The sequence below is a fragment of the Ferruginibacter profundus genome (genome assembly GCF_054783275.1).
The window spans coordinates 757134-769596 of record NZ_BAAGQW010000002.1 but is presented as its reverse complement, the minus strand read 5'-3'; the positions used below and the strand labels follow the sequence as shown (position 1 = coordinate 769596).

At 42.1% G+C, this 12463-nt stretch carries 8 protein-coding genes; all 8 read left to right on the top strand.

What is annotated here, in order from left to right; all coding sequences use genetic code 11:
- Window positions 1–50: 50 nt before the first annotated feature.
- The gene (locus ACYVM0_RS13495; protein WP_460557862.1) at window positions 51–1115 is read left to right on the top strand and encodes a Gfo/Idh/MocA family protein; all 1065 of its coding nucleotides are present in this window, start codon (window positions 51–53) and stop codon (window positions 1113–1115) included.
- Window positions 1116–1222: 107 nt separating this feature from the next.
- Entirely contained in the window at window positions 1223–2812 is a 1590-nt protein-coding gene (locus ACYVM0_RS13490; RefSeq protein WP_460557861.1) for an SLC5/6 family protein, read from the top strand.
- A 1-nt stretch (window position 2813) separates the two neighbouring features.
- On the top strand, window positions 2814–5018 hold the full coding sequence (locus tag ACYVM0_RS13485) for an alpha-L-rhamnosidase-related protein (protein ID WP_460557860.1): 2205 nt from the start codon (window positions 2814–2816) through the stop codon (window positions 5016–5018).
- Between the two features lie 171 nt (window positions 5019–5189).
- Window positions 5190–7208: an aceric acid hydrolase gene (locus ACYVM0_RS13480; protein ID WP_460557859.1), complete on the top strand. Its 2019-nt coding sequence runs from the start codon at window positions 5190–5192 to the stop codon at window positions 7206–7208.
- A 150-nt stretch (window positions 7209–7358) separates the two neighbouring features.
- Window positions 7359–8597, top strand: coding sequence for a ribulose-bisphosphate carboxylase large subunit family protein (locus tag ACYVM0_RS13475; protein ID WP_460557858.1), 1239 nt, complete (start codon window positions 7359–7361; stop codon window positions 8595–8597).
- Between the two features lie 97 nt (window positions 8598–8694).
- Entirely contained in the window at window positions 8695–9990 is a 1296-nt protein-coding gene (locus tag ACYVM0_RS13470) for a four-carbon acid sugar kinase family protein (RefSeq protein ID WP_460557857.1), read from the top strand.
- 436 nt (window positions 9991–10426) lie between these two features.
- A complete protein-coding gene (locus ACYVM0_RS13465; RefSeq protein WP_460557856.1) occupies window positions 10427–11089 on the top strand; it encodes an aspartate/glutamate racemase family protein in 663 nt (220 codons plus the stop codon).
- 78 nt (window positions 11090–11167) lie between these two features.
- Window positions 11168–12457 (top strand): bile acid:sodium symporter family protein, encoded by a 1290-nt coding sequence (locus ACYVM0_RS13460; protein WP_460557855.1) that lies wholly within the window; start codon window positions 11168–11170, stop codon window positions 12455–12457.
- Window positions 12458–12463 lie beyond the last annotated feature (6 nt).

Sequence of the window (12463 nt, the reverse complement as noted above, 5' to 3'; positions counted from 1 at the left end):
AACCACTAAGACACGAAGGCACAAAGGGGCACAAAGAAAAAATAAACGTTATGCTTAATATTGGGATTTTGGGATTGGGTGAAGGCCGAAGCACAATGAGTGCCGCAATTAACAGCAGTAAAGTAAATCTTAAACTCATCTGCGATGCTAATAAAGAAGTGTGTATTCAACGTGCTGATGAATTTAAAATGTACGAGTATACTACCGATTACGCAGACATGCTGAATGACGCAGAGATCGACATCATTGCCATTTACACCCCTGATCATTTACATGCCGCACATATAAAGCAGGCATTACTGGCAGGTAAACATGTGATCTGCACCAAACCGTTCATTGATGATTTATCAAAGGCAAAAGAATTAATTGAGCTGCAGGCGCAAACCGGTAAAAAAGTTTTTGTAGGGCAAAGCTCCCGCTTTTTTGAACCCTACAAACGCCAGCGCAAAGATTTTGAAGAGGGCGTAATTGGTGAACTGATCACTATTGAAAGCCATTACAATGCCGACCACCGCTGGTTTTTAGAAAAAAAATGGGCGCTGGAAAAATCTTTTAAATGGTTGTACGGTGGTTTAAGTCACCCGGTAGATTTTATACGCTATTATTTACCGGATATAGAAGAAGTGATGGGCTATGGGATGATCAGCAGCAACGGTAAAACCGCAGGCTTACAAAATGAAGATACCATGCACTTTATTTTTAAAGCGGCAGACGGCCGGATTGCCCGGGTAAGCGGCAGCTACACCGGCCCCACGCAACCCACCAAAAGAGACAGCGGCATGAGCTGCGTGTTACGGGGAACGTTAGGTGCCTCGCAGGCCGATTACCACGAACTGCGTTATGCTGTTACTACCAGGGAAGGCGAAGAAAAAATTATTCACTGGGGCGATGCGGCGCTGAAATACTATTTCCGTTTTGAAGGGCAGAGCCACCATGCCGGTGAATACCAGAATTACCTGGAATATTTTGTGGATAGTATTGAACATAATTTTACAGCCTATCCTGATTTGAAAGAAGGTATTGGCACTGTGGCCCTGCTGCAGGCCATGGATAAGAGTTTACAAACGGGGGTGCCGGTAAGGGTAAAAGATGTTTTAAACGAATACGGATTGTAACCACTAAGACAGAAAGAACACAAAGGGTCACTAAGTCTTTGTGTTCCTTAGTGTTCCTGGTGTCTTTGTGGTTCAGGTTTAGTGGTTCATATTTTAAGAACAAACGAATGAATAAAATCTACGATAAATTAACCAGCCTCGATTTTGCGGTAATTGCCATTTACCTGGTGGTATTGCTCATCATTGGTTATATCGCCAGTTTTAAAAACAAGAAAAAGAATGAAACCCTTTTCCTGGCCAATAATTCATTAAGCTGGTACAGTATCGGTTTTAATATGTGGGGAACGAATGTTGGGCCATCTTCTTTACTGGCTTTTGCAAGTATTGGCTATACAGCCGGTATTGTAGGCGGCAATTTTGAGTGGTATGCTTTTGTGTTTTTATTATTACTGGCCATGGTATTTGCACCACGCTATATTGCCAGTAAGGTAAGTACCATGCCGGAGTATATGGGTAAACGTTATGGTAAAAGCACGCAGGATATTTTAGCCGGCTATGCCCTGATAAAAATACTGATCAGCTGGTTATCGCTGGGTTTATTCAGTGGTGGTATTTTAGTACGCCAGATATTAGGCATTCCCATGTGGCAATCTACCATTGCATTGGTGGCTTTTTCCGGCTTGTTTACTTATATGGGCGGCTTAAAAGCCATTGCCAAAGTAAATGTATTTCAAATGATATTGCTGATTGTGGTATCGCTTACCTTAACTTATCTTGGATTAGAAAAGATCGGTGGTTTAAGCGGCCTGGCTGCAAAAACACCAGCGCATTTCTGGAACCTCACCAAACCTGCTACTGATGCCGGTTATCCCTGGCATGCCATTCTTTTAGGGTACCCGGTATCGGCAGTAGCCTTCTTTTGTACCGACCAGAGTATGGTGCAAAGTGTATTGGGGGCTAAAAATTTACAACAGGGGCAGTTGGGTATTAATTTTATCGGCTGGCTGAAGGTGCTGGCTTTGCCCATGTTTATTTTGCCGGGCATTATCTGTTATGTATTGTACCCCAACCTCGGCGATGATAAACTGGCCTATATGACGATGGTGACCAATTTATTTCCTTCGGGCTTAAATGGTTTGGTGATTTGTGTGCTGATAGCAGTGTTGGTGGCAACGATCGGCTCTTCTTTAAATGCATTGAGCACTGTTTTTACAAAAGATATTTACGTTAACAATATTAATAAGAATGCCACGGTAAAGCAACAGATCAACGTAGGCCGTATGGTGGTGATTACCGGTTGTATACTGGCGGTGCTGATGGCTATTGCGCTGGATAATATTGAAGGCAAAACATTGTTTGATATTTTTCAATCCATACTTGGGTATTTGGCGCCGCCACTGGCCGTAACATTTTTATTAAGTGTGTTCTGGAAACGTACTACCCGGCTGGCCGTGAATTTAATTTTATCTGCCGGCTCTGCAGTAAGCCTTTTTGTTGGGGCATTAAATTTATGGATATTACCACCCAATAATAAAACGGGTGCCAATACCTGGTGGCCGCATTATTTTTTAGTGTCGTTTTATTTATTCGCATTCCTGTTTGTATCGGCTGTTATCATTTCTTTAGCCGATAACAATAAAGTGAAAGCCAGCATTGAAGAAAATGAAATGCCAACCACCAGTAAACAGGTGAAAATATTATTTGCATTATTAGGAGTAGTGATATTGACTTTATACATCATCTTTAACGGACATTAATATGAAGAAACAAAATGGAACCACAAAGGCGCTAAGGCACGAAGGAACACAAAGAAAAATCTTAGTGTGTCTTTGTGTCTTCCTGTCTTCGTGGTTCACCTCTGCAGCGCAGACCTGGATATGGTATCCCGGCGATTTTGAAATTAACCTTGCTAACAAAATGCAAAACCGCAGAACGGATAGAAATACCTTCTTTCCTCCCTTCTGGAAAATGGATGCCCATTATGTACTGATGGATTTTCATAAAACATTTGATTTAACGGCACCGGAAGAAATTACGGTGTATGCCGAAGGTACATTCAATTTAAAACTGGATGGCAATGCGGTTGAAAGCGGCGTGAATAAATTAACGGTACCGGTAGGTAAACATAAGATCAATGTAAAAGTATGGAACCAGGCCAATGTGCCCGCCATATTTGTACAGGGTAAAACGATAGTGAGCGATGCCACGTGGCTGGTAACTTTTGAAGATAAAGAATGGATTGATGAAACCGGGAAAACATCTGATATTTCTGCCACCCAATGGCTGAATGCCGGTAGCTGGAATTTTAATGATCCCACACAATTGCCTTCTGCCTTTAAATTGCCCACCCGAAAATTGACTGCCGTTACCACCACCAAAAAAAATAATGAATGGCTGGTAGATTTTGGTAAAGAAACTTTTGGCTTTGTACAACTGCACGGCATTAAAGGCAATGGCAAGATCAATTTGTATTACGGCGAATCAAAAGAAGAAGCCTTGTCTGCTGCTGATGCAATGACATTGGACAGGCTGACTTTTACAAAACCTGTACAAACGGATTCAACAATGGTCTTATCCAAAGCATTCCGTTATGTAAATATTGTTTGCGAAGGCAATATCAGCATCGATTCTGCCAGTATTCTGTACGAATATGCCGATGTAAAACAAAGAGGCACTTTCACCTGCTCTGATGAGCTGATCAATAAAATTTACGATGTTTCTAAATACACATTGGAATTAAACACGAGGGAATTTTTTATTGATGGTATAAAGAGAGATCGTTGGGTATGGAGTGGTGATGCCTATCAGAGTTATTTGATGAATTACTATTCTTATTTTGATAATGCCACCGTAACAAGAACCATGATGGCCTTGCGTGGTAAAGACCCGGTAACAGCGCATATTAATACGATACTGGATTATACTTTTTACTGGTTCATCAGTGTGTACGATTATTATTTGTATACCGGCGATGCCACATTTATTCAACAGTTTTATCCCCGTATGCAAAGCATGATGGAGTATTGCCTGCACCGCAGAAACAAAAATGGTTTAATGGAAGGTCTGTCAGGCGACTGGACGTTTATAGACTGGGCGGCAGGCCTCAGCAAAAAGGGAGAGATCAGTTTTGAGCAAATGTTATTTGCAAGAAGCCTGGAAACAATGTCGTTATGTGCGGATATCGCCCATGATAAAGCCAACGCTGCGGAATATAAAAAATTAGCGGCCGACATTAAAGAAAAAGTATTTGCCCTTTACTGGAACCAACAAAAGAATGCCCTGGTACATAGCCGTATTGATGGTATACCAACAGAAAATGTAACCCGTTATGCCAATATGTTTGGTATCTTTTTTAATTATTTTACCGGAGAGCAAAAGCAGGCTGTTAAGCAACATGTATTGCTGAATGATTCTATACAGAAAATAACTACACCGTATATGCGCTTTTACGAACTGGAAGCTTTGTGCGCCATGGGGGAACAGTCTTATGTATTGAAGGAAATGAAAGCCTATTGGGGCGGCATGTTGAATTTAGGCGCTACCTCTTTCTGGGAAGAATATAATCCTGATAAAAAAGGCACTGAACATTTAGCAATGTATGGCAGAAAGTTTGGCAAGAGTTTATGCCATGCCTGGGGAGCCAGCCCTATTTATCTATTGGGCAAATATTATTTAGGCGTTAGCCCTACCAAACCCGGTTACGAAACTTATACCATACAACCGCAGCTGGGTGGCTTACTCTGGATGCAGGGCAAAGTGCCTACGCCCAAAGGAGATATAGAAGTGTATTGCAGCACCAAACAAATAAAAGTTAAAGCAGCCAGGGGAACCGGTACTTTAAAAATTAAAAGCAAGACCAAACCAACAGGCAAAGACATCATAGTAAATGCAACTGGCGGCGATAATTATGAAATAACAATACTGCCGGGTGTGGAATATATTGTAAATTATAGAGTGTTTTAACAAACCCCGACGGCGGCTACCAGCCCGTAGGCGGTTAGTTATAAGGTAAAATAAAATAGTATTCTGATTTATAGTATCACCGTCCAGGCTTTTTGCCTTGCGCTGGTCTTAAGACCAGGGATAAAAAAATAAATTTCGCATGGGCTTTAGCCCACCACAGTTAATAATAAAATGAAAAGAATCTTCATCACATATCTGTCCATTGTAATGATGCAACTAACATTTGCACAAAACGGATTGGTTAACACTATGCAAAGCCCCCATGCAAAATTCAACAGCGTGGGCATGAGCGACGTACAATGGACAAAAGGTTTTTGGGCAGAACGATTTGCCGTATGCAAGGATTCGATGGTGCCGCATTTATGGGCTACCTACACCAGTAAAGATTTTTGTTATTCTTTCCAGAATTTCAGGATAGCAGCCGGGTTAGATACCGGTAAATTCCGTGGGCCTTCTTTTCATGATGGTGATTTTTATAAAACACTGGAAGCTGTAGCCGCATTATATGCAGCTACAAAAGATAAAAAACTGGATGCGATGATGGATGATGCGATTGCTGTAATTGCAAAGGCGCAAAAGGAAGACGGTTATATTTATACCAGGTCGATCATTGAACAACAAAAAAGCGGTAAGAAAGAAATGTTTGATGACAAACTGAGTTTTGAAGCGTACAACTTTGGACATTTAATGACGGCGGCCTGTGTACATTACCGGGCCACAGGAAAAACAAGTTTATTGGAGGTAGCCAAAAAAGCCACTGATTTTTTAATTCATTTTTACAATACCGCCACACCTGAGCAGGCACGCAATGCCATATGTCCCTCGCACTACATGGGTATTACAGAAATGTACCGCACCACGGGCGAGAAAAAATATTTAGACCTCGTAAAAAAGCTGGTTGACATCAGGGGCATGAGTGAAGGCAGTGATGATAACAGCGACCGCCTGCCGTTTCGCCAGATGAAAGAAGTGAACGGGCATGCGGTAAGGGCCAATTATTTATTTGCCGGCGTGGCAGATGTATATGCAGAAACCGGCGACAGCAGTTTACTCAATACATTAGACCTGATGTGGGATGATGTGGTGCATCATAAAATGTATGTTACGGGTGGTTGTGGTGCATTGTATGATGGTTTATCGCAGGAAGGTATTTCTTACAAGCCCGATTCCATACAAAAAATTCAACAGGCTTACGGTAAGGACTACCAGCTGCCGAATATGACGGCACATAACGAAACCTGTGCCAATATTGGTAATGTATTATGGAACTGGCGCATGCTGCAGGTAACCGGTGAAGCAAAGTATGCAGATATGGTGGAACTTGAATTATACAACAGTGTGTTAAGTGGTATCAGCATGGATGGTAATAAATTCTTTTACACCAATCCACTGGCAGCCGCAAAAGAGTATCCTTACGATCTGCGCTGGAGTGGCGGTCGCCAGAAATATATTAGTAAGAGTAACTGTTGCCCGCCAAATGTGATACGCACTATTGCAGAGGTCAGCAATTATATGTACAGCATTGATGAAAAGGGTTTGTATGTAAATATGTATGGCGGCAATGTTTTAAATACAGTACTACACGATGGCACAGCATTACAACTGGAACAGGTAACCAATTATCCCTGGGATGGAAAAGTAACCATTACTATTAAGGAGAATACTGCCAACCCGGTACAGATTCATTTAAGGATACCGGGCTGGTGTAAAAACTATAGTGTTACAATAAACGGTAAAGTGCCCGAAGTACCGGCAGGCCGGCGGGCAGATGGCTATGCGGTATTCGGCGGCAGGTGGCGCAAAGGTGAAAAAATTGAATTGGTACTTGATATGCCGGTAACATTATTAGAAAGCAATCCCTTAGTGGAAGCCTCGAGGAACCAGGTAACGGTAAAGCGTGGGCCAGTTGTGTATTGCCTGGAATCTGCAGATCTGCCCGGGCAAAATGTATTTAATGTAATGATCCCTTCAGCCATAAAATTACAAGCTGTGCCCATGAAAATTGATGGCGGTAATGTAATGGCATTAACGGGAACCGCCAGTGTTTTGCAAAACAGCAACTGGAAAAATACATTGTATAAAGAAGTGAATACCAAAACAACACCCGTAAAAATAAAACTGATCCCTTATTATGCCTGGGCCAACAGGGGGCAGACGGATATGACGGTGTGGATGCCGTTGGTGAGATAGAGGAACCACAAAGTCACTAAACCACAAAGCTGGCACAATTAAAAAATTAATAATTTAAAAACGAATAATTCAAATAAAATACTAACGTTAAAGGCACAGAAGTCTTCTTTGTGATACTTAGTGCCTTTCTGCCTTAGTAGTTCAAAAAAAATGGAAAGGATAACAGCAACCTATTTTATCGAAACACCCTTTGCGCCTGAAGCTGCAGCGCAGGTACTGGCAGGCGAACAATCGTCAGGCACGTTTGTAGCTGTACCCGGCGAGACTGCCGAATTGAAAGCTCGTTTTGCCGCAAGAGTGGAAAGTGTAACGCCACTTGAAACCGTTGATACACCTGCTATTCCCGGTGCCACCAGCGCAACAGGAAAATACCATCGGGCTATTGTAAAAGTAAGTTGGAGTATGGAGAATTTCGGGTACAACCTGCCGGTATTAATTTCTACCCTGCAGGGAAATCTATACGAGATCAAACAATTTACCGGCTTAAAATTAATGGATATCGATCTGCCGGCTTCATTCGGTGATCAGTACAGTGGTCCTGCATTTGGTATTGACGGTTGCAGGAAATTAACGGGTGTACATAACAGGCCGCTGATTGGTACTATCATCAAACCGTCTATCGGGTTAACGGTAGCGGAAACTGCAACCATGGTAAAAACTTTAGCTGCTGCAGGTATCGATTTTATCAAGGATGATGAGTTATTGTCTTCATCTGCCAACTCTCATTTTAATGACCGTGTTGATGCGGTGATGAACGTGATCAATGCACATGCTGATAAAACCGGCAAGAAAGTGATGTATGCATTTAACATCAGCGGAGAGATGGATGAAATGTTGCAACGTTATGAAAAAATTGTCAGCAGTGGTGGTACCTGTGCCATGATCAGCATCAACAGTGTGGGTTTATCTGCGGTTAAAAAAATGGGTGAGCAAAAACAATTGGCCATTCATGGGCATAGAAATGGCTGGGGCATGTTAACACGCCATCCGTTATTGGGCATAGATTTTAAAGCCTATCAGAAATTATGGCGGCTGGCTGGTGTGGATCAATTGCATGTGAATGGCATTAAAAATAAATTCTGGGAGAGTGATGATAGCGTGGTGCACTCTATTGAAGCTTGTTTAACACCGATGTATAATCATAAAATGGTATTGCCTGTAGTATCATCGGGTCAATGGGGCGGGCAGGCATTTGAAACTTATGCAAGAACAAAAACAGTGGACCTGTTGTACATGGCAGGCGGTGGTATTATGGCGCATCCGATGGGCCCGGCGGCAGGTGTACTGGCATTGCAGCAGGCTTGGCAGGCGGCAGTAGATGGCATAAGTTTAGAAGCAGCAGCGAAACAATATGCGGAGTTTAACAAATCAGTGGAAAAATTTAGCTAACCCCATCAGCGGTTACAAACCCCGTCAGCGGTTGCAGACCCTGACGGCGGTTGCAAACCCCGACAGCAGTTGCGCAGGTTGTATAAAAAAATAGAAATTGCAGAACAAAAAAGAAATATTGTTGGCTTTTTACGGCGATGATTTTACCGGCAGCACTGATGCCCTGGAATTTATTTGCCGGGCCGGAGCAAAAGCCATTTTATTTATTGCGCCACCAACAGCAGCACAATTAAATAATTACCCCGACCTGGATGCCTATGGTGTGGCAGGAAAGACAAGGTCCTTATCGCCGGATGACATGGAAAAAATATTGTTGCCTGCATTTGAAACAATGAAAGCAACAGGGGCAAAGCATGTGCACTATAAAGTTTGCTCCACTTTTGATTCTTCACCTGCTATTGGCAGCATTGGTAAAGCAATTGATTGTGGTGCAACAGTTTTTAATAACAGAACCATTCCTGTTTTAGGCGGTATGCCGGCATTAGGCCGCTTTTGTGTATTTGGAAACCTGTTTGCCAAAATGGGTATTGGCAGCGGGGGGGGAATTTATCGCTTGGATCGTCATCCTTCCATGAGCAAACACCCGGTAACACCGGCAGATGAAAGTGACTTGCGTTTACATTTGGGTAAACAAACCAATAACAAAATCGGGTTGATCGATATCATTCAATTAAAGCAACCGGTTGAAAAAATTGATAGTGATGAAGCGGTCGTTTTAATAGATGCTTTAAACGAAACCCATTTGTTGACAATTGGCGAATGGTTAGATGCACAGGCAAAAACAGCGCAATTATTTTCTGTGGGTTCATCAGGTATTGAAATGGCATTGGGGAAATATTGGAATGAAAAGAAAATAGTAGCGCCGGTAACAACATGGACGCATCCGGGAAAAGTAAATCCGTTGCTGGTGGTATCCGGCAGTTGTTCACCCGTTACAGCAGCACAAATCACTTATGCAAAAGCAAACGGTTTTGAAGAAGTGATCATTGATGCCATAAAAATTTGTACTGATGGCGTTATGGAGTCATCGGTTTTTGATGCAGTAAATACATTATTGCAGCAGCAAAAAAATGTTATCGTTCATACAGGTGCAAAGCAAGCCGGCAATTTGTCTTCTGAAAAACTGGGTACCGCATTAGGACAAATTGCAAAAGCAGCAGCAGAAAAATCATTGGTAAAAAGAATGGTGATTGCCGGTGGCGATACCAGCAGTTATGCGGCCAGGGCAATGGAAATTGAAGCCGTGGAAATGATGGCGCCGATGGTAACCGGTGCACCATTGTGTAAAGCCATTTCTGCCAATAAAAATATTAATGGCTTAGAAGTAAATTTTAAAGGCGGACAGGTGGGAGGTGAAAATTATTTGGAGATTTTATTAAATGGATACTTGTGATTTTTAGCGCAGGGAAAAAGAGAAAAGGAGATTATACAGAGAAACACTTTACAAGAAATGTGGCGGTAAGAATGTTTCGCAGGGGTTTTGTGTAAGAGCAGGGGATAAGCACCGACCGTTCCTACGGAACGAAAATGCCAGGGGTGATTTTTTTTACCCACGTTATGTCCCGATGGGACAAGGAGAAAATTAAATCACAAAGTTCTTTTGTTCCGTAGGAACAGCAGGTGGCTAAAAGCAAAAGGTGGTGGGTTAAAACCGTTCCGCAGGAACGACAGGTGCTTTAAAGTAGAACACAATAAATAAAACATAAGTAAAGCCCAATAAAGCGATACTGTGTAAAAGTGCCCGAATGCTTTCGGGATAAACTTTGCCAATGAAGATGAACAAAGAAATTCAGCCGGGTTCAAAAATATAAAAAACGTAAACAAAAAATATGTCACAAAAAACTTTAGGACTCATTCACACCTCAGCAACACTGGTTCCGGTATTTGCTGAATTGTGCAGTAAGTATTTACCCAACGTAAAAGTATTCAACATTGTAGATGATAGTTTAATAAAGAATACTATTGCCTGTGGTGAGTTAACCAGATCTACCAGTAAAAGAGTAGTGAACTATGCCGCCTCAGCAGAAGAAGCCGGCGCCGATTTTATTTTATACACCTGTTCCTCCATAGGTCCTGCTGTAGAAGCTGCAGCTGCCTTAACCGGCGTGCCGGTGTTACGTGTAGATCAGCCGATGGCAGATAGAGCCGTGCAATCGGGAAAAAGAATTGGCGTGATTGCCACACTCTCTACTACATTAGCACCAACCAGTGATTTAGTAAGAAGAAGAGCTATTGTAGCCAATAAGGAGATTGAATTGAAAAGTGTTTTATGCGAGGGCGCATTTGATGCACTCATGAGTGGCGATGCCGCAACGCATGATAAAAAAGTAGGCGAAGCGTTGCAACAATTAGCAAAAGAAGTGGATGTAATTGTATTGGCGCAGGCATCTATGGGAAGAGTAGTGGACACACTGGATGAAGCCGATAAAAAAATCCCCATCCTGGCTAGCCCGACGATAGCTATAGAATACCTGGCATCAATCTTAAATTAAAAAAGTGGCCACTAATTACACGAAAAGACACTAATAAAACCAATAGTGAAAAGCAGTGCCATTTGTGGCAAAAAATAAATGAACAGAATCCGGAAAATATTTTTAGTACTAAGCGCTGTCTCAGTGATTGCATTGTTGATTGGTATCATTGTACAACAACAAAATATGTATAAGCCATTTGCTCTTGTAACAGCAATCAGTGTAGCGATTGGTTTAGGTGCAGTGCCCTCATTAAAAGGCTATCAATACACGGCATGGATCATCAGTGCAGTGGTGGCAGGAATGATCTTTCCGGAAGCATTTAAAAACTGGGGCAGCGTAAACCTGAGAGATAAGACTTTAATTCTCGTTATCATTCAATTGGTGATGTTTGGCATGGGTACACACATGAGCTTAAAAGATTTCAGCGGACTGGCATCAACAGGCAAAGGGGTATTGGTAGGTTTGTGCTGTCATTTTTCTATTATGCCATTAATGGGTTTACTGCTCACTAAAATTTTTCATTTTGAACCCGAGATTGCGGCAGGCATTATTTTAATTGGCAGTTGCAGCAGTGGCCTGGCCAGTAATGTAATGGTGTATCTGGCAAAAGCAAATTTAGTGTTGAGTGTTATTGTAACGGCCATGGCAACACTGGCAGCACCTTTATTAACACCATTGCTGATGAAAACATTTGCAGGCACCTTGATCAACATTAAATTTGTTGATATGATGATTGAAATAATTAAAATAGTGTTGGTCCCAATCGGGGCAGCCTTATTACATGATTTTTTAAAGCGGGCAACAAGGCCTCAAAAGAAAGTAGTTCATTTTCTTGTGGGTGCTGCAATAATTGTTGTGGGCATGGTCGTCTTCCTGGTTTCAAAAGAAACAGAAATGGCACCGGTATCAAAATCAATTATATTAACGGGCTTTGTTGCAGGCGCAATTATTGCAGGTGTGTTGTATCATTTTTTGTACCGGCAATTTCCGGCACTGGATAAAATAATGCCCTTGATATCAATGGTGGGTATTATTTATTTTACTACAGTAACCACTGCTGCAGGGAGAGAAAATTTAATGAAAGTGGGCGTACTGTTATTCATGGCATCCGTTATTCATAATGCAGCAGGATATTTTTTTGGGTACTGGCTCAGCCGTTTATTTGGCATGGATATTAATTCCAGCAGAACGATTGCGTTTGAAGTAGGTTTGCAAAACGGCGGCATGGCAAGTGGTATTGCAGGCAGCATGGGTAAGTTGGGCACTGTGGGGCTGGCACCGGCAGTGTTTAGTCCGTGGATGAATATCAGTGGCAGTATACTGGCCAATTACTGGAGCAGAAAACCAGTGGAAACACAAAGTCACGAAGACATAAAGGAGCACTAAGAAAAT

Coding starts and splice junctions, on each gene's coding strand:
- ACYVM0_RS13490 (WP_460557861.1), top strand. CDS start 1,223: ATGAATAAAATCTACGATAAATTAACCAGCCTCGATTTTGCGGTAATT.
- ACYVM0_RS13485 (WP_460557860.1), top strand. CDS start 2,814: ATGAAGAAACAAAATGGAACCACAAAGGCGCTAAGGCACGAAGGAACA.
- ACYVM0_RS13480 (WP_460557859.1), top strand. CDS start 5,190: ATGAAAAGAATCTTCATCACATATCTGTCCATTGTAATGATGCAACTA.
- ACYVM0_RS13465 (WP_460557856.1), top strand. CDS start 10,427: ATGTCACAAAAAACTTTAGGACTCATTCACACCTCAGCAACACTGGTT.
- ACYVM0_RS13460 (WP_460557855.1), top strand. CDS start 11,168: ATGAACAGAATCCGGAAAATATTTTTAGTACTAAGCGCTGTCTCAGTG.
- ACYVM0_RS13495 (WP_460557862.1), top strand. CDS start 51: ATGCTTAATATTGGGATTTTGGGATTGGGTGAAGGCCGAAGCACAATG.
- ACYVM0_RS13475 (WP_460557858.1), top strand. CDS start 7,359: ATGGAAAGGATAACAGCAACCTATTTTATCGAAACACCCTTTGCGCCT.